This window comes from Pedobacter paludisoli, from assembly GCF_052344095.1.
Lineage (GTDB): Bacteria > Bacteroidota > Bacteroidia > Sphingobacteriales > Sphingobacteriaceae > Pedobacter.
Genome location: NZ_CP179926.1, coordinates 3,499,876 through 3,524,118, shown reverse-complemented (window position 1 = coordinate 3,524,118; position 24,243 = coordinate 3,499,876). Strand labels below are relative to the sequence as shown.

Here is a 24,243-nt window from a genome sequence, read left to right as displayed (position 1 = left end):
CAACTCATTTACAGCGATTTACATAAAACAAAAATCTCCGTTATCATTCCGTTACCGTTACATTAACAAAATGTTAAGCCCTAAAAAAGAGATGATTTAGTCAATCAATCTCGTTTTCATGTAACGTTTTTAAAGCGACTGAATAAAGGCAGAAAGATTGTCGCCCTGCGCTAAGTTTAACTTTTTTCGTAATCGATACCGCGAAACCCGCAAACTATCGGTAGAAATCCCTAACAATGTAGATATATCGGTAGAATCAAGATTCATCTTCAAAAGGGCTATCAGGCGCATATCGGCCGAGGTTAGTTCATGACTGAATTTCTTAATATTTTCTAGAAACTGATGATGCACTTGTTCGAAAGCATGGGTAAACTCTTTCCAGTTACGTTCATTGCTAAAGCTCTGATTAATTTCTGCTAATACCTGCGCCATTTGCTTCTTTTGATCGCGTTTGTCCTCTTTAATCATGGCTTGAAGCGAACTGCGGAGGCGCTCTAAAAATTCATTCTGTTTAATAAGGTTTAAGGTATGTGTGGAAAGCTCCCGGCTCTTTACCTCAAGCAATTGCTTTAAATGCTGCTCTTCCAATTGCAAGTTTTTCAGCTCCAAACTGGTCATCTCATGCTCAATATCTTTTTGCTTGGCCAGCATTTTCTGATCTTTAATTTTTAATCGTTGCCTACTAAAGATCACAAAACCCAAAATAACCACTAACAATACCACCAGCGTAGATGATATAGCCAATATTCGGTTCATTTTTTTATCGCTTTGCAGCTTATTAATTTCTTCTGTTTTTTTATTGATATCGAACAATACCTGTAGAAAAGCGACTTGCCTTGCACCATCTTCCGAGTATAAATCAATGGTATAGTTATACCCTAATTTCACATAGTGATAGGCGCTATCCATCTGATTCATGAGTTCATAGGCTTTCCCTAAGTCCCTGCAACATGCCGTTAGCTGATAGATATTTCCTGTTTTTTGGGCTAATTTCAGTGCATTTTCGGTTTGTGAAATACTTTCCTGATAGCGCCCCGTTTTACGCAAAACATCGCCCAAATTATTAATTACCTCAATACTTCCAATCTCATCTTTTACTTCTTGATATAACTGAAGGGATTGCTTAAAGTTTGAATAAGCCTGATCATACTTTTCCAAATCTTCATAAATACTCCCTAAATTTTCATAGATTTTTGCTGCACCCGCTTTATCACCGGTTCTTTCATTAATTTTTAAGGCCAATTTTTGATAGTAAAAGGCACTATCGTATTGTTGGCTCTTTTCCCAAAGCTGCCCTATTTGGCCTAAAACAATGGTTTGACCCCTTAAATCGTTTTGTTGTTTGTAGATAGCCAAAGCCGCTACATAGTTTCTTTTAGCCTTGACGGGTTGCTTTATGTAATAGTACAATACACCAATATCGCTCAGGTTAGCCGCCAATAATACTGGTTCTTTTGTCGAACTAAACAGTTGATCTGCTTTTAAAAAAAAATCTAATGATTGACGGAAATGCCCCTGGCGATAACACGCACGCCCCATTTGTTGCAAACATTTCCCTTGTAGCACCTCGTCATTTTTCTCGATTGATTGATTGTATATTTTCTTCAATGCCGCCAGAGACGCTGTCGGATTTTTTGATCCACGGTCTAAATAGGATTCAAATTCTTGATCTTGAGCAAATGCATGGAGGGTAAAAAAGAGGAAGGTTAAAATAATTCCAGCGTATTTCATGTATTCAAATGTATCATTGACGGTTATGAGCAGCCTACGCTATTATGCAATGGCTTTTTCATTCCGATTAAAATCTATCCGACAAAGAAATAAACTCTATGTTAACTTAAAGTTAAACCCGAATAATACAAGAGACTTTACTTACGCATATAAAAATTTGATTTTCAGAAATTTACACACCAACTAGTTCTACTGTTGCTAAAGTAGGGTCTTGGAATGAAGTCACCTTGGGAAAAAGATTAAACTAAACCACTAACCTTCTGATTATAACCACAAAAAAAAGCGTGCTTTAAAATTAAACTTTGCAGCAAAAAAAGAGTCTGCTCTCGCACTGGAGAACAGACATCTGATTAGATATAAGGAATACGTTTAGCGCCCTAGAAAATGGGCGTATATTTTAGTAAGCAAATTTTTTCTGCATTATAAATACCATTTTTTGTACCTAAGTAAAGCCTCTAAATAATAATAATCGGCATATACTAAGGGTACATCAATTTCACTATTCAACGGATATGCACCCGTACTGTGCATTAATAAGAAGCCTCCATTTTCACCCAATTTAGCGCGGTAGTTATCACTTGCTAGGGATTGTAACATGGTTTCTGCTGCGGCTATAAATTCTGTTTTTTCTTTGCCTGAAGTAAATTGCCCCAACTCTAACAAAGCTGATGCATATAATGCTCCTGCAGATGCATCGCGCTTTGCAAAAGGAACGCCCTGCGCATCGAAATCCCAGAAAGGAATTTTATCCGCTGGTAATTTCGGGTTGTTTAAGATAAAATGCGCAATGCCTTTGGCCTGATCTAAATATGCTTTGTTTTTCGTAAAACGATACATCATCGTATATCCGTACAATGCCCATCCCTGACCACGCGACCAAGCAGAACAATCTGCCGCTCCTTGCCACGTTGCTTTGCGCTTTACTGCGCCCGTTTCAAGATTATAATCCACTACGTGGTACGAACTAAAATCAGGGCGAAAATGATTCTTTAACGTAGTGTTTGCATGGGCAATAGCAATGTCTTTAAATTTTGAATCACCTCCATTGTCGCTTGTCCAGTTTAACATTTCCAAATTCATCATGTTATCAATAATCACTGGACAATCCCATAATTTCGATTTATTCCAAGACTGGATAGAAGCAATTTTTGGACGATAACGGGTTGATAACGACTCGGCTGATCGTTGAATAACAGTTTTGTAAGCGGGTGTTCCCGTTAAACGGTAGGCATTTCCAAAACTACAAAACATCATAAACCCTAAATCGTGATTTCCTGTATAGGTTTGATTGGGCTCAATAACTTTTAATGCTTCTTCTGCTGCTTTTTTAACCGCAGCATCTTTTGTTCCTTCATATAAGTACCATAAACTGCCAGAATAAAAACCACTACACCACCATTTAATATCGCGATTTATTGATTTTCCATTTTCAAAACTTTGCGGAGTTTTATCAGCCGGGATATTTTGAGCAAGAACTTTATATTGCTCAAGGGCAAATTTAAATTCGTTGTTAATTAATTGTGTCATTGACTCTTTTTTTGCCTGCGCAAAAGTCAAACAACTGGTAATGCTAAATAGCACCGCAAGAAAAATATTTCTTTTTATCTTCATGTATTTTTTATTTAAAAAGACCCGCTCAATAAGCTTTAATTAACTGCACTGAGCGAGTCGTATGCATCATAAATTTATTCGTGTTTAACCTTAGGGAATAACTTTAATAGTAAACGATTTAACCACTTCTTTCTGCTCATCCACGCTATTGTTAAAACCAACAAAAACTGCACGATAAGTCCCTACTGCATTATATATAGGTGCATGATTTGTAGGGAAAGCGCTGGCTACGCTCTTCAAAACCATTGCCAAATCTGGAGCAACTCTATTTGCATAAATAGCTTTACTTACAATCCACGAGGTATTGCTTGGTAAATTAGCAGCTCCACCTACAATTTGCAATTGTGTTGCTGTTGCTACCCATCTTGAACTTGCCGGGGTCCAAACATTTCCATAGCGCGTCCAATAACTCGCATCTGACGATAAAGATGCAAGCGAATATACTTGACCGGTTAAAGCTTTCTCTACGCCAAAATTGGTAATGGTCCAGGTCCGTTGGGTAGAACCTGTAAGGCCACTATATTTAAAAGCAATAAATAATGAATCAGAGTTATTGGTCAAAATATCCGATAAATTAACTGCACCAGAGGCCACAGCCGTTGCACTTGTAGCAAGGTTTACTCTGGCCGTAATATCTACCCAAGGCGCATTTACCACGGTTGCTGAGTCTCTGGCCTGTAAGTTTTTCATGGCTAATACCTGCAAAGTATTGGTCTGCGTTCCAAATTGGGCGGTTGAAGTAAATGAAAGACTTATTGGTCCTTCGGCTGTACTGCGGTTACGATAATCGTAATTTTGACCTGGCTGGCCAGAATAAAAAATAACATTCTGCGCAGTTCCCGAAAGAGCAAACTTACACGTATCGCCTAACTTAAACACCAGAGTTTCACCTTCTGATGATCGTGCATTGGTTAGATTTACATTGAAATCTACATCAAGTGTATCGACTTCTTTGCTGCAACCAAAAATTATTACCGCAAAAAATACTAATATGATATGTTTTATTTTCATTTGATTGTAGTATTGATTTATAGAGACATATTTTACAAATAGCTATTCTGCTACCATCCTGGATTTTGCACCAAAAGGTTATTTAATCCAAGTTCATAATCTGGGATTGGCAACACTACGTTGCGTGCTGCCACATTTTGTGCACCTATCAATCCATTGGGGCTTGCACTCGCACCATTACTTTCGCAATACGATTTGAAATTCAGCATATCTTGATAGAAATTACCCCATCGTGTTACATCATTTTTACGTAATCCTTCGGCATTAAACTCACGCAATCTTTCATCGCGTATAGCAAGTTGAAAAGCATCTTTATTCAATCCTGCTTGCAAATTGGCTTCGGTTCCGGTGGTAATGGTTGCTGTTGCTGTAGCCGTTGTGCCTGTTGTATTTGGAGGAGCAATTACAACGGTTGGAACAGCAGTATAATAACTTCCATTTGCAATTGTCCCTGGTGAATCAATATAAATACCTGTAACTCTACCACCTGAAATTCTAGCTGTCGCAGTAGCTCCAGCACCACCGCCACCAACAATAGTAACTACAGGCACCGTTGTATATCCTGAACCACCATTACTAACAACAATCGATTTAACGACATTTCCATTCAATATTCCATAACCTCTTTTACGAACTAGATTTATCGCATCGTATGCTGAAAGTGTGCCTCCCGTAGGTACTGCAGTAGGGCCATATACCTGATTTGAAGCTTCGGCATACATTAACAATACATCTGAATATCGCAACACGGGCCAGTTTATACCATAGGTTCCGGCTGTGGTTCCATTGTTACGCCATTCTTGAGGACAATACTCGCGACGAAATTTACCTGAAGACATTAGCCATGGATTAGTAACGGTGGTTTTTGTACGCGTGGTGGCTGTTGCGGTATATTTAAAATTAGCACAATTCCAATCTCTTCTTAAATCAAAAGATGTTTTAGGCGTTGTTGTACTTGCAGGATCAACTTCATAAGCATCAAACAAATTTCGGGTCACATTCATCCAACTTGCTGAAGCGTATGAGCTCATGTCAAAATTTACGCGTGTAGAACTTAGCCCCACAAAATTTCCGATATCGTTACCCGCCTTTACAAGTACACCTGCTGCTGCACCTGCTGATCCCCACTCAAGGATATTCTCTTTAACATCATACACATCTTGCATCAGATTAATAAATACCTGTTTATAATCAGGATTTAAGCTATGAATGCCCGAATTCATTACTTTCGTACAGTAGGTAACACAATCTGAATATTTAGCTGTATTATTTACAGGGTAGCCTGCCCAATAAATATAAACTCTAGCTAACATGGCTTGAACCGCAGTTACAGTTACCACATCATTGTAGCCTATGCTGGTAGACGTAAATCCTTGCAACAATGTTTCCGCTTCTTTTAAGTCTGTTTCCATCTGCGTATAAATCTCAGCAGGGCTTGCTGCAGCAATGTTTACCTCATTTATACTACCGGGTTTTAGAATTAAGGGTGCATTCTGAAAATGTGTGGTTAAAACCCAATAGAGATACGCTCTTAAAAACAATGCTTGTCCCTTAATTCGGTTTCGCTTTGTTTCATCCATCACGGGTTTATTAATATTCTCAAGAAGAACATTCGCATTATTTATCCCTAAGTAAGCAAAACGCCATATATTACCCACGTATGAATTAGATCCATTATAGCTATAACGGTATCCACGGGTATCACCATCCGCTCCTCTGTTTGACAGCAGCTCATCTGCGGTTTCAAAATTATACCCCAATGCTTGTCCATACAAACTTCCTTGCATCATGTTACCATACACACCATTTAATGCTTGCTGCAATTGATCGGCTGTTGTATAATAATTAACGGGGGTAAAAAAATCGCTGGGTTCAGTATCAAGAAACTTTTTACAAGACGAAAACCCAATCATTATTCCGAATAAAAAGATGTATTTTAATTTCATAATATTTTAATCTTAACTATTAAAAACCTGCGTTAATACCAAAAACAACCGTAAATGAATGCGGATATCCGGTATAATCAAAACCTGGTGTAAGGTTGCTATCGCGTGAAGATATTTCCGGGTCAATCCCTGAATAACCACTAATAGTTGCAATATTCTGTGCCGATACATTAAATCGAAGTGTCGACATTTTCAACTTTTGTAGTGTTTTACTTGATAAAGTGTATCCCAATGAAATCGTTCTAAGTTTCAAATATGAGCCGTCTTCTACAACTCTACTGGAATACGCTGCTCCTCCTAAACCACCTGCGCGGTAATACGTATTTGAGGGGTTTGATGGTGTCCATCGATCGGCATAGGTTGCAAACTGATTTAAATTTGGATTATTTACAAGCCCTCCTTCAAAAACATAGCGGTTTGCATTTATAATATCGTTTCCAACCGACCATTGAAGCAAAACATTTAAATCGAAACCTTTATAGCTAATGTTATTTGAAAACCCACCTGTATATTTTGGCAAACCATTTCCAATAATGGTGTAATCGCTTGAATTAATGATGCCATCGCCATTTAAGTCTTTGTATTTAGCATCCCCTGGCCTAACCGCATTACGCGCCTGCAAACTAGCTGTAACATTAGGCTTTAGCAAATAGGTATTATTGGGCATTAAGTCGAAATCGCTGAACTGATAAACACCGTCAGAAATTAGCCCATACATTTGACCTAAAGGGTTACCAACCACTGAGATATACGGCGATAATGAAGAATAAGTGGTGTTAAAAAAGGTTCCCGAACCCGACAAAATATATGATTGATTGTCTGTTAAAGACAAGATCTTATTTTGATTAAAACTGATGTTAAAATTACTCGACCAATTGAAGTCCTTTCCTTCGATATTTCGAGTATCAAGAGATATTTCAAGCCCTTGATTTTGTAAACTACCAATATTCTTAAATCCGCTGTTACTTTGAATACCCAAGGCATACGGCAAAGCTGCTGCTAACAATAAATCTTTGGTCGTTTTACGATACAAATCAACAGTCAAAGAAATTCGATCTTTTAGCAACCCTAAATCTAACCCAATATTCGTTTGCTCACTAACTTCCCACTTTAAATTATCATTTCCGATAGATGTAACAGTTGATCCAATTTGCGCCGGCAAGTTGTTATATGAATACCAATAGTTATTATTGGTTAAGTTTATTTGGCGTAAATAAGAAAAATCACCCACTCTATTGTTTCCTGTTTGTCCGTATCCCACACGTAATTTTGCATTCGAAAGCCACTTTGTATTTTTCAAAAACTCTTCGCTGCTAATTCTCCATGCTCCTGAAATTGAAGGAAAATATCCCCATTTACCATTTTTTGGGAATTTCGAAGAACCATCGGCTCTGAATGAAGCGGTGAACAAATATTTCGATTTATAATCGTAGTTAATTCTCGAAAGCACTGACTGCATGGTCCAAGTTGAGCTCGAAGAAGTTAATGAAGTATTTTCGGGAGCAGCCAAATCAAGTCCATCGAGCCCTAGCTCTTGATTTGGGAGTTGATTTGCATAAAAAGAACGATTAGAGCTGTTATTTTCTTGCGCCGAATAGTTTACCAACATTGAAAAATTATGGTCCTTTCCTATTTTAGTTGTATAGGTTAATGTGTTATCAGACAACCAATTGTTCACAGGCGTAAAAGCTATTGTACCATTAGGTCCCGAGGCGTTCCATTTACTTCCAGACTGTGTATTCGAATTATTGAAAATATTTCTTTCTCGCATAGTATTCGTAACACCACCAGCAATACGAAGCTTTAATTTTTTTGTGAACTCATATTGCGCATACGCGTTGGCTACCAAGCTATTCGTTTTGTTAATGGTTACTTGATTCTCAAGATTCACCAAGGGATTTACACGATAATCTTGATTAAATGCTAAACCATCACTAACCGGATCATATAAATCACTTACAGGGTCGAAACCTGCTCCGATGTTCGACTGCCCATTAGTGGGTCTTGTACCCCAAACAGAATAGAGTAAGGTAGCTGAAGCATAAAAGTTAGTTGCCGAAATCGGTGTTCCAAACTGATTGGTATAGGCGTAATTGGCGTTTATCCCCACTTTAAGCTTATTGTTCACTTGTTGATCGAGCACCAATCGACCTTGAATACGTTTAAACCCACCGTACTTAATAATCCCTTTTTGGTTGTTATAATTTGCCGAAATTGAATATTGAGTTTTATCTGTTCCTCCTCTTAAGGCAAGGTCGTGATTTTGATTTTGCCCTGTTTGATATACATAATCTTGCATATCAAACGTTTCAGCATTTTTATACGATTCTAAAGTGATGCCATTTTTTAAATAAACCGAGTCGGCTAAAGCAGAATTTAAATCCTTAACGTATCGCACAAATTCGTACGAATCCATTAAATCAACCTTTTGAGGGATTTCCTGCACTCCATAATACGCATTATAGGTGAGCTTGGGTTTTCCATTTTTTCCGCGTTTCGTGGTAATAACTACCACCCCATTCGCACCGCGTGCACCATAAATTGCCGTTGCCGACGCATCTTTTAGAATGTCTATCGATTCAATATCCGAGGGACTCACGCTATTGGCATTGGCATCTTCAGAAGGGAATCCATCAATTACATAAAGCGGAGAATTATCTTGCGATATTGATCCGGCACCACGAATAACGATGTTTGCGGTTGCCCCCGGCTGTCCATCGCTGCTTTGAACCTGAACACCTGAAACACGACCTGCTAAAGCTTGATCGAATGATGAAACAGGCGCTTTTTCAAAATCTTTCATATTCACCGAACCTACTGAGCCCGTTAAATCGGCGCGTTTAGCCGTTCCATATCCAATTACCACTACATCATTTAATCCTGTAACTGCTGATTTTAAAACCACAGAAATTACTGTTTTTGTCCCTACAGTTACCGTTTGCGACATATAACCAACATAATTAAACACCAATTGGTCGGTTGCACTTGCTTGAATGCTGAATTTTCCGTTCTCATCTGTTTGGCTAACCGTTTTACTTCCTTTAATGGAGACCGAAACACCTGGAATTCCGACGTTTGTATCATCTTTTACAGTTCCTGAAATTTTGATGGCTTGGCCAAATGCGGATATAGCCATAAAACTCAAAAAAGTAAGGAGTAAAAACATTTTTTCGAGCCTAAAAAAACGGTAATTCATTTTTTCTCGAATTTTGAGTTGTTTGTAAAGTTTATCCATTTTTTATTCTTAATGATTATAATTGGTTAATTCACTCATTCTAAAAAATACACCACGCACACACAAAAGATTTACGACGCAAGGCCGCCGCATTCAAAGAATTTCTTTGATAAAGATTATTATACTTGGTTAGTTCAAAATTGTGGCTTTAAAGCGTTCTAGAAGGGGTAAAATCCTCGCTAATTAGGGGTAAAATTCTTTTTAAGCGCTTTTATTCTCTATTTTCGTTTAAACGTAAAACTTCTTTAAAACTCCAAATCAACCTATTAAATGAGAATCTATGCTTGTTTCATTTTAGAAAAATTATACTTTTCTCCTTTTATGAGGTTGATATACGCATTCCTTTTTCTTTTTTTTGGTTTTATTAGCCGTGCGCAAAACCAGGTTGCATTTAAACACTTGAATATAGAAAATGGACTTTCACAGAGTTCTGTTCTCGCCATTGCACAAGACGCAAAAGGATACATTTGGTTCGGCACTCGATATGGCCTTAACAAATATGATTCACGAAACTTTAAAATTTATAAAAATGAGCCTGATAATGAGAATAGCCTGAGCCATTCAGAGTATTTATCCATGATATCCACGTCAAAAGATGGATCGGTTTGGATTGGAACACGTTCTGGATTAAATAAATATAATGAAGCTCAAGATAACTTCGAACGAATCACCCATGATCCGGCAGATGACAAAAGCCTGAGCGATTCCAAGATAAACTGTATTTATCACGATAAAAAAGATCGTCTCTGGGTAGGCACCAAAAATGGCCTCAACCTGCTCCTTTCAGGAAAAGGATATCGATTCAAACGCTTTTTTTCGTCAAAAAACTTATCGCTGCAAATTTATGCCATTTTTGAGGATCACAACGAAACCCTTTGGCTTAGCACGTCTAAAGGTTTAATGACTCTAAAATTTAAAAATGGCTATCCATATTGCAGGTATTTTAAAGTCGTTAGTAATCTGATAAATAAAGTTAACGACAATTACATTTCTTGTTTTGCAGAAGACAGGGAAAATAACATCTGGTTTGGAACCAAACAAACCGGACTATTTAAGCTTCAGAATGGAACTAAAAAAATAACTTCCTATAGCTATAACACTCTTCATAAAAACGGAATAAACAGCAATAACATTCGAAAAATACTAGTAGACCTACAGGGAAATATTTGGATTGGTTCCTTACATGGTATTAACATCTATCACTATGCAACAAAAACATTCACCACCCTTCAAAATGAACCAAACAATGCGGAAAGTTTAAGCCAAAATTCTGTTTATACGATTTTTCAAGACCAGCAAGGAATCATTTGGGTGGGCACCTATTATGGCGGGATTAATATGGTTTATCCTAATTATACGCCATTTCACACCTACACAAGCGCAAAAGATCACACGGGTTTAAGTGGAAGAGTAATCAATTCTCTTACAGAAGATGTTCAAGGCAATTTATGGGTAGGCACAGAGGGAGAAGGTTTAAACTATTTCGACCGAACCCGTCATTTATTTACGCATTACAAACACAACCCCAATAACCCTAGTAGTATAAGTGCCGACCTCATAAAAGCAATTATAAAAGATAAAAAAAACAATATCTGGGTTGGAACACACTTGGGGGGGCTCAACCGGTTAAATCCTAATAAGAAAACCTTTACCCGGTTTCAGAACGATAAAAACGACCTATCCTCCATTAACGGCAATGAAATAACATCAATGTATGAAGATAGTAATGGGCGATTTTGGGTAGGTACAAGCATTGGTTTAGACCGTTTTTACCCAGAAACTGGAAAATTTGTTCACAATCAAATTGAAGTTCCTAAAACTGTCATCCGATTTATTTATGAAGATAGCAAACACACCATTTGGATTGCTTCCAACTCGGGTCTATATCAATTAAAAGAAGGTTCGAGCAAATTTGTGGCGCGAAAAACTGATGATTTAAAAAAACTATCATACAGTTCCGTTACTTGTGTATATGAAGACCATTTGGGATACATCTGGCTTGGCACATTCAAAAATGGATTATTTAGATTAGATGAGGATAGCAGGTGCTATAGTAAAATTTCTGGCCTCCCCAGCAACAATGTCACTGGGATTATTGAAGACGATCAGCATCACCTTTGGATAAGTACAGATAATGGATTGTGCAAATACAATCCCATCAACAAATCTTTCAATATTTACAATACGAAGGATGGCCTTGTAGGTAACGAGTTTAATTATAATTCGATATTAAAAGATAGCAGAGGAGAATTTTTCTTTGGAAGCTTAAGCGGTTTGATTAGTTTTTTCCCGAATGCCATCAAAGAGAACAAAATCATAAATAACGCTCAATTTACAGACCTAAAGCTCTTTAACAAAACGATCGATTTACATGCTTCTAACCATCTTTTGGATAGCAACATAAGTGTAATCAAAAGCATCACTTTTACCTCCAATCAAAAAGTTTTCTCTGTCGATTTTACTGTTTTAAACTTTTTAAAGGCAAACAAAAATCTATATGCCTATAAATTAGTTGGATTCGAAAAAAACTGGAATTATGTAAGTATACCCTCTGCCAGCTACACCAACTTATCTCCCGGAAAATATACCTTGCTAGTAAAAGGCAGTAATAATGATGGGGTTTGGTCTAAACATCCCACAGAACTTGCGATAAAGGTTCTCCCACCTTTTTATTTAACATGGTGGGCCTACTTATTATATTTATCCATTATAGCAGCAATTCTTATAATTGTTGTTCGTTACTTGCTAATTAAAGCTGTATTAACGAAAGAAAAGGAAATCAACGAGCAAAAGCTTCAGTTCTTTACCAATATATCGCACGAAATCAGAACCCCTTTAACCTTAATTATTGCACCTCTCGAAAAATTAATCGATAAAACATATCACAGTCCTGCGCTTCATCGCGATTTACTTCCTATTCAGCATAATGCGCAAAGATTAATGACCTTAGTAACCGAATTGCTCGATTTTCGTAAATCGGAGAGCGGTAAACTAAAACTAAAAGTCAGTAAAGGCGACTTTGTTCATTTTTGCCATGAAATTTTCATTGCATTTGAAAACAGTGCAATTACCCAAAACATTACGTACTTATTTGAAAGCGAAAAGCAACGTATCGATCTATACTTTGATAAATTACAAATGGAAAAAGTACTATTCAACTTACTTTCCAATGCTTTTAAATTTTGTCGAGCCAAGGGAAAAATAGCTCTTAAAATTATAGAGGATGAAAACCACGTATTTGTCAAAATTTCGGATAGCGGAAAAGGAATCCCGAAGGAAATGCAGGCAAATTTATTTCAAAACTTCTATCAAGTAGACTCGGATGTTACTATTGGAACGGGTTTAGGTTTATCCCTTTCTAAGAACATTGTATTGCTTCATCATGGCCATATTGAACTAGAAAGTGATAGTGAAACAGCTGAAAACCCTGGTTATACTTGTTTCACTGTTTCACTAAAAAAGGGCAACAAACACTTCAATATCAACGAATTAACCGACGATGTTACTTATTTAGATGTATCTGAAAAACATAATCAACTAGAAACACAGGTAAAAATTACACCAGCAACAACCTCATCAATGCATGCTATTGAAAATAAAAATTTCACCATTTTACTAGTTGAAGACAACGTTGAGCTTAGAAATTTCATTAAAATTTCGCTAAGTGAACTGTATACCGTTTACGACTGCGAAAATGGCGAACAAGGATGGGAAACGGCTACTGAACTCATTCCCGATTTAATTATAAGCGATGTAATGATGCCAAAAATGGATGGTCTTGAACTGTGCAGAAATATAAAAACGGATGTAAGAACCAACCACATTTCAGTTATTTTATTAACGGCACGCTCAACATACATTCATCAGATAAGCGGATTAGAAAATGGAGCAGATGCTTACATTATGAAGCCCTTTAACTTAAAAATATTGTTGCTAAACATTCAAAATCTACTACAAGCACGTGAAACCATTAAAAAGAAATACGCCGAAATAACCAAATTAGAGCCAAAGGATATATTTATCAATAAACATGAACAGGATTTTTTAACTAAAATTATTCAACTGATTGAAGAAAATATGGTTGCTCCGGATTTTGGTGTTCCAGCACTCGCCTCAAAACTTGGAATGAGTCAATCTGTGCTCTATAAAAAAATGCGCGCTTTGACCGATTTATCGGTTAACGATTTCATTAAATCCATTCGGTTAAAAAAAGCGGCCTATTTATTGGAGCAAAACATTGGAAATATTTCTGAAGTAGCCTATAGTGTTGGCTTTAACGACAGAAAATACTTTAGCATTGAATTTAAAAAACAATTTAATCTAAGTCCGAGCGAGTTTATAAAACAGCAAAAAGAAAACAAGTAGGTTTGTGCGCAGTGGCCTCTGCCAATCTAGCTCTTAAACCGCTTCAACTTTAGAAATTTCTTTGAAATAGGTGCTCGGCGTTTGTCCAACCATCTCTTTAAAATGCCTATTAAAGGACGATTTAGAATTAAAGCCTGCGTCGTAAGCCAAATGAAGCATATTTACCTCAATATCCTTTTTCGAAAGCGTATCCAAACGACTTTTCACATGGTTGATGCGGTATTCGTTCACAAACGTATAAAAAGGTTTTCCTAAAAATTGATTTAAGGTTTCGCTTATGTGGTATTTATTTTGACTCACCAACGTTGCTAATTTATCCAAAGTAAGCTCGCTATCGGTATAGTATTTTTCCAGCTTCATAGCTGTTTCCAGTTTTAATACAATCCGAAGCATTTCTTCTGCAGATAAATTTTCCTTTCTTCGATCAAAAGAAAATCGCTCTTCAGAAAAAACTTCTTCATCGTCCTGCAATTTTTCTTCCATTAAAGATGGGCTCGAGCTTATTTTTAACGCTTCCGAAACATCCATAGCCGAATCATACATCAAACCCGGCGGATTCGCCACCGCTAAAGCTGGTGTACTCTTCTCCTTTGCCAAAGTAAGTAAGCCTGCGTACCGATACATCAAAATTAGTATGCTAGTTAGTACCAAAAGTGCGTACACAAAGCTCCGCGCAATGTTGCCGCCATGCAGAAAAACCGTAGGGAATATTGCACAAAAAATACATAACCCACAAATCACCAGGGATATGCTAGAAATTTGAACGATTAATCTTCGCTCGGCAGAGGGCTTTGCTATTTTTTTAAGCGACAAATAAAGTGTTATCAAGCAAAAAACAATATCTAACGCAATTAATGACCATAAGCTAATGGCGTTGTATTTATTTAGTAAGCTATGTCCGGCTTCGGGGTTTACGCTAAGTACACTGATGACAGTAAAATACCCAACTGCACCAATTAAAAACGGGATAAATACATACCAACGCGAAGCGGGAATAAAATCGGGGCGAATAATTTTTACCGTGTATAGGTATAGCAAGGGCATGTAACCAAATTTTATGAATGTGTTTAACATTTTTACCACCTCAGAATCGGTAACTACGTTGTAAATAAAAAACTTGATAGAAAGATGTACACCAATGCAAACCAAAAGCATAATCAAAAGATCATCTGCACGATTGCGTCGCCCACTGCGCCACAATACTGTAGCCGCCACAATCGCTTGAAATATCCCAATAGAAATAATGTACTTCATGTATGCTTCCTTGAAGCTCAAAAATAGCGCTAACAGGTTAATTCAATGTTAATTACACATGAAAAAAATAGTTTCATTCACATATTATAAAAATATAAATCACTGATAATCAACAAAAGGAAGTGTCAACTAAACAAAAATGCAGGCGCTAAAGTACCTGTTGTTCGAGACGGTCGATTGGCCTTGTTTACCAAAATACCTTTGTAGCAAATTATTCAATCACCATGTTTAAAAATTTTACTTTATTCTCAAAGACAATGTATAAGCAGACGCTAAAGAAACTGTTTATTGTTGCCATACTGGTTATCGGTACTTCGCTATCGGTGTTCAGTCAGACCATACGCGGAACTGTAGTAAGCGATGCAGGAACACTTCCTGGCGCTACCGTTACTGGTAAGACCTTTAAAAGAGTAACATCAAGCGATTTACAAGGTGCTTTTGTGTTAATCGCTCCTGATACAGGATTAGTAACCATCGAAGTGAGTTACATGGGCTACGAAAAAAAATCAATCTCCTTAAGAATTAACAAAGGATTGAACGATTTAGGCTTAGTAAAAATGGCTCCGGCTAGCAAAAGTACCCTTAACGACGTAATGATTAAAGGTACAATGGCGCCAACGCAAGCCAAAGCCTACAGCATTAAAAAAAATTCAAATGCCATTATGGATGTTATGGCAGCCGATGCAATTGGTAAATTACCAGATCGTAATGCGGCAGAAGCAGTACAGCGTATGCAAGGTGTTGCGGTTGCACGTTACCATGGCGAGGCCGATCAGGCAACTGTAAGGGGTACCCCTTTTGCTTGGACTTCTACGTTGTTTAACAATAACCGTTTACCAAGTTCAAATGTAATGGGTAACCGTTCTTCGGTGTTAGATGTGGTTCCTTCCGAAATGATTCAATACGTTCAAGTAGCAAAAGCCATTACTCCAGATATGGAAGGTGACGCAATTGGGGGTTCAATCAATTTCATTACACGCACGGCTCCTGCCAAACAAATGTTAAACGTAAGTGCCGCTGGTGGATACAATACATTCAGTAAAAACGGAACGTATAATGGTTCATTAGCATATGGCGATCGTTTTTTTAACGATAAATTAGGCATCATGGTTTCTGGAGCAATCTGGAGCAGACAATGGGGTTCAGACGAGATGGCAACTACCTACAACACTGGATTAGCCAATGTACAACAAAAAAACTCCATCAACACCGTTTTATTTAAACGCTATTTAGGTGAACGCGATACAAAAGGTATCAACGTAGGTGCCGAATATAAAATTGCTCCTTTGCACAAAATTTACTTCAGAGGGATGATGAATAAATTTGACGATATCCGTCCGGTTTATGAATCGTACATCGATTATACCAACACCCGTTTCCAATACAACTACCGTTACTCACACTACCAAACAACTTTAAACGGATTTGAAGTGGGTGGCGAAAACCAATTGGGTTCGAAAGTTAAAATCGATTACGGCTATAGCAACTATAAATCTAAATATTTCTTAGAAACACCTCCAACCAGCGATGGTAAAGGTTTACCTATTGCTACTTTCCGTCAAAAAATTAACAGCGGATTTAATAACCTATCGAGTGATGGAAAACGCTATTGGGATTTCGACTCTCCAAACGGTGTAGGAGGTTCTGCAGAAGATTTCCAATCGGGAATTGTGAATACTGCAGAAGTGATGGATCCAACTAAGCTATTGTTATCGCAATTGGTAATTGCTCAACTAGACAATAGTGAGCGCGATCAAATTGGTCAATTGAATTTAAAAGTAGACGCATCATCTAAAGTACATTTTAAATTTGGTGGTAAATACCGTCACAAACAAAGAGAAAGTGCATTTGGCTCTAACTTGGTTTATCTTCCAGGAGCGGCGGTTGGTATACCAAACTCACCTGCTTTGCGCACACTATCATCGTTAGAAACCACTCCTTTTCCAAATGGAACAGCATTTTTCGGCAATTTAAATGGCAACTACGATCAATACATTGTTAATCCCTTAACAAAAGAGCAGTTGTTCGATATGTTTACGCCTGAATTCCAAACGGCCAATGGCATCAGAAACTTTACCTCGGCATCGAATGCAACCGCTTTTTATACCGGTAAAGAAAACGTAACAGCCGGCTATGCCATGGCCGAAATTGACGCAACTGAACGTTTAAAAGTAGTTGCCGGTATTCGCAATGAATATACCGACATGACTTTGTACGGAATGAAAGCCTCAACTGCAGGTTCGGTAACAACGCTTAGCCCATCCGTAGTCGAAAACGATTACAATGCTTTTTTACCCATGTTACACTTAAAATATAAATTGAACGAAAAAGCGAATGTTCGTGCTGCTTATACCCGCTCATTTGTTCGTCCGAACTTTGGTGATATGACCCCTGGAGGATCAACCAATACCACCAGTGCACCAATGACTATTACGCAAGGTAATCCCGATTTAAAACCAACATTCAGTGATAACTACGATTTAATGGGAGAATACTATTTCGATAACGTAGGTATTTTATCAGGAGGTGTCTTTTATAAAAACATTAAAGACCTGGTATTTACTGATGTGAACATGCAAAACATTGGCGGTACCGATTACTTAGTTACACAAGCAAAGAACCTAAACAATGCTACTTTATATGGTTTTGAGGCTGGCATTAACAAACGTTTCGATTTCCTAAAAGGCTTTTGGAGTGGTTTTGGAATCGAGTTTAACTATACTTTCATTAATTCATCAACCGAAGTTCCGAGAACTGGTACACAATTAATGGATAAAAGTGGTTTACCAAATCAATCGAAACACATGTTCAACTCGATCTTATTCTACGAACGTAATGGTGTAATGATTCGTTTGGCTGGTAATTATCGCGGTAAATCGGTTGAAACCATTAACCAACAATTAGGCCCTGATTTCTACATCTGGTCGGATGCAAACTTTACCATCGATGCTTCTGCAACGGTTGGCATTACAAAACGATTAAAAGCATTTGTTGAGTTGAATAACTTAAGCAACTCTCCGGTGAAAATGTACATGGGCGATGAACGTCGTACTACTTCAAACGAATCTTATGGAAGTCGCGGTCAAGTGGGTATCCGTTTCGATATCTTAAAATAAAAAACGCTCTAAACAACCTTCTCAATTTCATATCACAAAAAAAAGAACACATGAAAAAATTACTTATTGCAATGGTATGCATTGCCCCAATGGCAACAAAAGCACAATTAGCCGATAGCACAAAAAGATTGGTACACGTTACCGCAGCAAACTTTCGCGATGTGGGCGGATACAAAACAACGGATGGAAAAGAAGTGGTTTGGGGTAAAGTTTACCGCAGTGCAGCGATTAATAAACTAACGGATGCCGATGTTGCACTTTTAGATAAAAAAGGAATCCACACGGTGGTTGATTTTAGAGGTGCTGCCGAAGCTGCTGCTGCGCCGGATCGCTTACCTGCAAACACAAATTATACCTTGAGTCCTGCCGGAAGTGATAAATTACCCGATGCTGCAAAAATGGTTGCTCTTTTAAAAGAAGGTGGTTTCTTGCAAAAATTTTATGGTAGCGATGGCGCTAAATATGCCGGCGACCGTTTCCGTCCTTTATTCATGAAATTATTAACCGTTGATAAAAAAGAAGCGGTATTGTACCACTGCACAGGTGGTAGAGATCGTACAGGTATGGCAACTGCTTTATTTTTGTATACTTTAAACGTACCTCAAGAAACCATCGAAGCGGATTACGTAGCATCAAACGTGTACTTAAAAGAAGCAAATAAAGGAATGTTAGCGCCTCTTGCTAAAATGAGTGGCATGACTCCAGAAGCGGTAGAAAAAGAAATGTCGTTAAAACCTGAGTTGCTACGCGATTTTTTCGCCCTGTTAAAAGCACAATACGGAAGCATCGAAAATTTCTTGCAACAAGAATTGGCGGTGGGACCGAAAGAAATTGCTGAATTGAGAGCGAGGTATACGAAGTAGGTTGTTTGAAAACACAAATAGTGCTCATAAGCCCCCAAAATTAGAATGCTTGGGGGCTTTCTATTTTTCATTCGATAAGGAAATCTGATAATAACAACCTATTAGTCTACTTGATCCAAACCTGCTACATTTCTTATTTCAAAATCGAGTAGTTTTCATTTGGCTCAACATGGTTACCAATTAAGAAGACTCCATTTATTGTAATATTGTCCTGAAGGCCAGAAACGAAATGAGATTCAGGACCAAATACAGGCCTTGTGGTAAATCCCTCTCTCGGAGATCCTTCTCTAATCATTTTTAAAAATTTAGTATTGACAGAAATTGGCACCTCTTTTGAAATTTTAATTGGAATACTCCCCCTTTCATCTGCGTAAAAAGTTAAATTAAGATTGTGACAAGGACAACTAGCTGGGCGCGGTTCTTTTGCTATAAACTCGGCCTTTATATAAAAGGGTTTTATTGGCATATCAATCACAAAATTATTTTTTAAGGTTTTATGATCTGGAAGCGACTTCATCTTGAAAGAAATCGGAACACCTGGGGACTGGGGGGAAAAGCTTGCTCCCCTATTAATATATCCAGCCAATTCATCAAATGAAAAAATGCTCTTAACTGCTTCAGCCCCGCTTGGACCAACAAAATACACTTTCATTGTAGATTTACCTATTACTCCCTTCTCAAATTCGGTAAGAGTCGTACCTCCTGTAGCCAATCCCCCCAATACAGAAAAAGCCTTCGTATAGGCACTATTGACTGTTTCTTTATCCTCGTCGCTTTCTATTACTAGAACCCCTGTTGATCCATAAGCGACGGAACTAATATAGGCAGGCCATTGACCAGCAAGTGCAGCAATATTTAAATTATCATAAAGCTCTCCTTGTATAGGAACATCCATATTAAGTGAAAAATTTTTCTGTGTAAACTTGGCAATGAGGCCTGTAGATTTTGAAATCTTTAAAGCCCCGTTTACAGAGGTTGAACCGGAACTAAAAAAAAGAGTATTAACCTTTACATTAGACCCGAAAACTGTTTTCAGTTCATCGTAATATGTAAATTCTTGTAGATTGAAACTAAAAGCAGATCGCTGTATGTCTTGCATACCGTTGGCTTGCAATAATCTACCATAAAATTCCGAAGACCTAAGTTCTGTAGGATTATAAACTCCAGAAACCGTTTTCAATGGAAGAGATATAGACACACTTATTGGCTTTGATGCATATTCACCAAGCCTTTCTGACAATGGTATCATTTCAAGAGAAGATATGGTGTTTCCTTTAATAAGTGATCCTAAATAAAAATTATCCAACTGTCCAAACCACTCAGGAAGCATTGTAAATTCGTCTGCATAACCTTTATAGGTGATTCCAACCTGATTTCCAGTCCAAAACTCCCCTGGGTTCACATATACAGCACCAATAAGTTTCGGGCCATTACCTCCAGACATAATTCCATTTATATTAAGTTTTTTGCTATTAAACAGCTCTCCAATGGTCACGGAACTATTAAAAGCAGAAATTGTTGCTCGATCTATTTTTATAGCACTCATTTTTGGCGGACTTAATACATTTACTTTGTCAATGCCACTCGGAATCATATAATCCTTTTTTGAACAACTACTCATAGCAATTGTAAAAAACAAAAAACAAAAAAAATACGTTCTCATAAAAAGCTATTATGGCATTTGTATGCCGAGTTTGAATAAAGTATTATCTTTTAATTTGCGCATCCTAAAGCTTATAGGATAACCCGGATTACTAGCAGAGAAATCACCTAAAGATGTAACATACGTAATAAATGACGTATAATCATTAATAACCATAGCTCTACCAGAATTTGCTCCCCCAACCAAAAAAAGATAAACTGAAGACTGACTTATAAGTTTTTTCTCATTTTCAGTAATTAACTCAGTGGTTTTCTTGAATATTTTATTGGTAACCTTACTAAATGCCCTATTTGTTTCTTCTATACTTACATCGGTTTCAACACCTATAATTCCTTTTTGGCCATATGAAATGGAACTTATGTAGACAGGATTCTCTACTGAAGTACTAAGACTTGCAAAATCTGCATCATTTACCAATTCACTTCTTCTTGGCAGAGAAATATCAGCTGTAAAATTTTCTACTTCGAAACTAACCACAAAGCCAAATTTTCTCTTAATTGTTGTTACTGAACTGGTCAAACTTGAAGATGATGATGAGAATAATCGTCTTACACTTAAATTAGTTCCAAACTCTTTTCTTATTTCATCATAATCACCAAAAGGTCTATAATTATATGTAAATGATCCAATTTGGGTGCCTGAAAAATTATTCTTCCTCAAGATATCTTGTATTGTTTGCCAATATGAAGACATTCTGGGTACAGATATTATTCCTCCAACATTACTTCCCGGAAATGAGCAACTAATCCTTATCGGTAATTTTTGATAATTCACAATAGGATTGAATTCCGACAAATCTACCAGTTGCTTGCCAGATAAAATGCTTCCAAGATACACAGCCTCAGCATTATCATCCATTACAGTGAAGCTAGACGATTCTACAGGTAGGTTATAAAGCACTTTCTTCGCTACATTCTTTGAAAGGATTTTATTCCTCTCATTTAAAGACGTAGGACTTATTTCCTGTTTTCGACAACTACTAAAAAAAGTACATTGGAGAAGTAGAAAACAAAAAGCAGTATGCCACAACATTTTTGTTGACTTAAAAAAGATAGCTTTCATAAAATGAGTCTGATTAATTTCTCAAATCGATTTTAAATACCGTTTTGAATAGCGAAAAATTGCTTAAATTCCTCATTCTAAAAGAAATAGGCCCTCCATAGCTATCACTTGCTACGTCAGCCCCCTCAATCATAGCATTTTTAAAATCCTCGTAGCTATTAACAGTTTTCGTAAATGCTTTTCCTGGCCCGAACTTCATATAGATGGTTATTTGCGCTTTATCCAATAGTTGCTTCTGGGCAAGGGTAAGATTGACATCAGATTTCACAACCCCAATATTTAGTCCCGCTTTAAAGGCAAGATTAAAATCTTCGTAAGAAGCATCCGTTTCAGCAATATAAACTCCAGATCTTCCATAAGTTACCGAATTCACATAAACCGGAGCATAATCAACCATCAATAATTTTGCATCAGAAATACTAATTAGTTCCGTTCTTTTGGGTAATGACATATCTACTGTAAAATTCTCTTGAGTAAATTTAGCTATAACACCAGTCCTCTTTTTGATTTTAGTCCCATCTCCAGAAACACCGACATTTACATTTGCTCCAAAGGTATACTTAAGCTCATTGTAATCTGTAAATTGACTTGAAGTATACGAAAAACTATTAATCTGAGGAACATTACCCTGTCTCGCCACTATCTGCCCTACAAAATTGCGAGTAGCGTCAAGACTAGGATATTCAATTTTATCGCCAACATTAGTTCCAGGAATAGATAAACTTGCTCTTATTGGAAGCACGTCATAATCTCTATCACCAAAGGGGACAAATACATAGTCATTGACTATTTCTTTACTATCAAATATTGCGCCTGGATAAGCAAAATCATAATTTTCATTGGAAATAAGGATATCGTCAGATTCAACCGTAAGCGTTTTCCCTTGATTATTAGCCCAAGTTGTAACGTCTGTCACTGTACTACTAATCTTTCTAGCAGCAATTAATCCTTTTGAATTTGTTGATTGACTACTTAAATTTACGACAGGTTTTGGAGCTGTCATTTTATCTTTAAAAACACTTAATAAATCTGTCTGTTTTTCTTCCTGTAAAGAATTTTTCCCTTCCTTTTTACAAGCAAAAAGAAAGGAAATAAACAATAGTGGTAATACGATAGTTCTTCTCATCTTGTTAAAATTTTATGGTTTTTGAATAAGTAAAATTCTTTAGAAATTTGCTACTAGAATAAGCGCTATTCACTTCAAAGAAAAGAGGTACGCCATAATCCCCATAACTAAATGTGCCGCCATCAAATTTATTTGAAGCCGTTGGCACATTCGTAATAGATAAAAATGTCTTTACAATTTCAAAAACACCATCGGCCCTTTTCATTTTTTCTTGATCTGCTAAACTATAGCCTATCAGGCAGGTATATGCTTTTGCGGTTTTCAATGTGTCTAGTTCAATACTTGAAAGAGCTTGTCCTACTGAAACCTTTTCAACAATCGCTCTTAGTGCTCTCCATTCTAATGTAGAACGAATGGTCATTATACTTACCTTTCCGTAGGTTACTTTACTGATATAGCTTGCCTCATCCCTTTTTAATTCATCAAGACTAAAGGGGGAAGTGAAAAAAGGTCTATTATCTAACATAAATTTCAACCCAATAGTTTCCTTTACATTATAACAAACCAACCCATTTTCATCTTTAGAAAGACTTTCACCTTTGTCGACATTGAAGAGCTTCCGAATATCTATGTTTTCTCCAAAAAATAATCGTAATTGGTTATACGATGAAAAGGAATGGTACAAATACCGTGAAAAGCCATATACACTTGGTTTTTGCCCTAACAGGTAATCCTTTACCAGACTATCTACGTCATTGAGTTCGTTTATTTTAACATTTCTTCTATCCCTCGGTAAATTAACATAGTACGCATCTGCCCTAACATAACCATCGTTGCTTTTTGAAAACTTTAAGTACTCCTTAAACTGGCCATTACTTTCCTTAAAATACTCTCCATCCACTGCTAGACCTAAGTATAAACCATTATTATTATTATCAAACGGGTACAAAAATGGGGATTCCAAATTTCTACTTAACGAAAATCCTTTAATTTCCCCATCAGTCCAAATAGTGTCCTTTATATAGTAGCCCGATCTCGCTGCCATTTCATCAAAGCCAAAATCACTGTAATCCTTTTTTTGGGCAACAGTTGGTTCATTCTTGGTAATCGCAGGCTCACTTTTCTTGCAGGACAAAAATGACACACCCAAGAAAAGACAAAAGCAGAAGCACTTCATTTTTATATTACCATGTAAACAAATCATATTCCATTCAGTAGATTTAAACATACTCAATTATACTACAAAAAACACAAACGAACCATTAAGCAAATCGATAAATATTTTAACAAAAACTTAAACTATTCTACACTTTTCCTTTA

The 24,243-nt window shown here is 37.0% G+C and carries 13 protein-coding genes; 3 read left to right on the top strand and 10 right to left on the bottom strand.

Annotation, left to right across the window (positions count from 1 at the left end):
- Positions 1-129: 129 nt before the first annotated feature.
- The 5 genes from ACJVDK_RS14480 to ACJVDK_RS14460 form a co-directional block, all read right to left on the bottom strand.
- Positions 130-1,731 (bottom strand): tetratricopeptide repeat protein, encoded by a 1,602-nt coding sequence (locus tag ACJVDK_RS14480; protein WP_443937381.1) that lies wholly within the window; start codon positions 1,729-1,731, stop codon positions 130-132.
- Between the two features lie 420 nt (positions 1,732-2,151).
- The gene (locus ACJVDK_RS14475; RefSeq protein ID WP_443937380.1) at positions 2,152-3,342 is read right to left on the bottom strand and encodes a glycoside hydrolase family 88 protein; all 1,191 of its coding nucleotides are present in this window, start codon (positions 3,340-3,342) and stop codon (positions 2,152-2,154) included.
- A gap of 90 nt (positions 3,343-3,432) precedes the next feature.
- A complete protein-coding gene (locus tag ACJVDK_RS14470; protein ID WP_443937379.1) occupies positions 3,433-4,353 on the bottom strand; it encodes a DUF5017 domain-containing protein in 921 nt (306 codons plus the stop codon).
- A 50-nt stretch (positions 4,354-4,403) separates the two neighbouring features.
- Complete coding sequence (locus ACJVDK_RS14465) at positions 4,404-6,299, bottom strand: RagB/SusD family nutrient uptake outer membrane protein (RefSeq protein ID WP_443937378.1); 1,896 nt, start codon at positions 6,297-6,299, stop codon at positions 4,404-4,406.
- A 19-nt stretch (positions 6,300-6,318) separates the two neighbouring features.
- Positions 6,319-9,435 carry a SusC/RagA family TonB-linked outer membrane protein gene (locus tag ACJVDK_RS14460; RefSeq protein ID WP_443937377.1) on the bottom strand — a complete coding sequence of 1,039 codons (3,117 nt, stop codon included), beginning with the start codon at positions 9,433-9,435 and terminating at the stop codon, positions 6,319-6,321.
- A gap of 498 nt (positions 9,436-9,933) precedes the next feature.
- On the opposite strand from ACJVDK_RS14460, the gene ACJVDK_RS14455 reads away from it, so the two are divergent.
- Positions 9,934-13,899, top strand: coding sequence for a hybrid sensor histidine kinase/response regulator transcription factor (locus tag ACJVDK_RS14455; RefSeq protein ID WP_443937376.1), 3,966 nt, complete (start codon positions 9,934-9,936; stop codon positions 13,897-13,899).
- Between the two features lie 33 nt (positions 13,900-13,932).
- Here the strand turns inward: ACJVDK_RS14455 and ACJVDK_RS14450 are convergent, their stop codons facing one another.
- Complete coding sequence (locus ACJVDK_RS14450; RefSeq protein WP_443937375.1) at positions 13,933-15,153, bottom strand: helix-turn-helix domain-containing protein; 1,221 nt, start codon at positions 15,151-15,153, stop codon at positions 13,933-13,935.
- A gap of 257 nt (positions 15,154-15,410) precedes the next feature.
- On the opposite strand from ACJVDK_RS14450, the gene ACJVDK_RS14445 reads away from it, so the two are divergent.
- A complete protein-coding gene (locus tag ACJVDK_RS14445) occupies positions 15,411-18,269 on the top strand; it encodes a TonB-dependent receptor (protein ID WP_443937374.1) in 2,859 nt (952 codons plus the stop codon).
- 50 nt (positions 18,270-18,319) lie between these two features.
- On the top strand, positions 18,320-19,132 hold the full coding sequence (locus ACJVDK_RS14440; RefSeq protein WP_443937373.1) for a tyrosine-protein phosphatase: 813 nt from the start codon (positions 18,320-18,322) through the stop codon (positions 19,130-19,132).
- A 133-nt stretch (positions 19,133-19,265) separates the two neighbouring features.
- Here the strand turns inward: ACJVDK_RS14440 and ACJVDK_RS14435 are convergent, their stop codons facing one another.
- The 4 genes from ACJVDK_RS14435 to ACJVDK_RS14420 are packed head-to-tail and all read right to left on the bottom strand — an operon-like array spanning position 19,266 to position 24,100.
- A complete protein-coding gene (locus tag ACJVDK_RS14435; protein ID WP_443937372.1) occupies positions 19,266-20,795 on the bottom strand; it encodes a thiol-activated cytolysin family protein in 1,530 nt (509 codons plus the stop codon).
- Between the two features lie 9 nt (positions 20,796-20,804).
- On the bottom strand, positions 20,805-21,857 hold the full coding sequence (locus ACJVDK_RS14430) for a thiol-activated cytolysin family protein (RefSeq protein ID WP_443937371.1): 1,053 nt from the start codon (positions 21,855-21,857) through the stop codon (positions 20,805-20,807).
- A 13-nt stretch (positions 21,858-21,870) separates the two neighbouring features.
- Positions 21,871-22,983, bottom strand: a complete 1,113-nt coding sequence (locus ACJVDK_RS14425) for a thiol-activated cytolysin family protein (RefSeq protein ID WP_443937370.1) — start codon at positions 22,981-22,983, stop codon at positions 21,871-21,873.
- A 4-nt stretch (positions 22,984-22,987) separates the two neighbouring features.
- Positions 22,988-24,100: a hypothetical protein gene (locus ACJVDK_RS14420; RefSeq protein ID WP_443937369.1), complete on the bottom strand. Its 1,113-nt coding sequence runs from the start codon at positions 24,098-24,100 to the stop codon at positions 22,988-22,990.
- Between the last annotated feature and the right edge of the window lie 143 nt (positions 24,101-24,243).

What these genes read in the sequence shown, in the direction of transcription:
- ACJVDK_RS14430 (WP_443937371.1), bottom strand. Translation starts at nt 21,857, where the DNA reads ATGAAAGCTATCTTTTTTAAGTCAACAAAAATGTTGTGGCATACTGCT.
- ACJVDK_RS14420 (WP_443937369.1), bottom strand. Translation starts at nt 24,100, where the DNA reads ATGAAGTGCTTCTGCTTTTGTCTTTTCTTGGGTGTGTCATTTTTGTCC.
- ACJVDK_RS14465 (WP_443937378.1), bottom strand. Translation starts at nt 6,299, where the DNA reads ATGAAATTAAAATACATCTTTTTATTCGGAATAATGATTGGGTTTTCG.
- ACJVDK_RS14445 (WP_443937374.1), top strand. Translation starts at nt 15,411, where the DNA reads ATGTATAAGCAGACGCTAAAGAAACTGTTTATTGTTGCCATACTGGTT.
- ACJVDK_RS14460 (WP_443937377.1), bottom strand. Translation starts at nt 9,435, where the DNA reads ATGGCTATATCCGCATTTGGCCAAGCCATCAAAATTTCAGGAACTGTA.
- ACJVDK_RS14435 (WP_443937372.1), bottom strand. Translation starts at nt 20,795, where the DNA reads ATGAGAACGTATTTTTTTTGTTTTTTGTTTTTTACAATTGCTATGAGT.
- ACJVDK_RS14475 (WP_443937380.1), bottom strand. Translation starts at nt 3,342, where the DNA reads ATGAAGATAAAAAGAAATATTTTTCTTGCGGTGCTATTTAGCATTACC.
- ACJVDK_RS14450 (WP_443937375.1), bottom strand. Translation starts at nt 15,153, where the DNA reads ATGAAGTACATTATTTCTATTGGGATATTTCAAGCGATTGTGGCGGCT.
- ACJVDK_RS14480 (WP_443937381.1), bottom strand. Translation starts at nt 1,731, where the DNA reads ATGAAATACGCTGGAATTATTTTAACCTTCCTCTTTTTTACCCTCCAT.
- ACJVDK_RS14470 (WP_443937379.1), bottom strand. Translation starts at nt 4,353, where the DNA reads ATGAAAATAAAACATATCATATTAGTATTTTTTGCGGTAATAATTTTT.
- ACJVDK_RS14425 (WP_443937370.1), bottom strand. Translation starts at nt 22,983, where the DNA reads ATGAGAAGAACTATCGTATTACCACTATTGTTTATTTCCTTTCTTTTT.
- ACJVDK_RS14440 (WP_443937373.1), top strand. Translation starts at nt 18,320, where the DNA reads ATGAAAAAATTACTTATTGCAATGGTATGCATTGCCCCAATGGCAACA.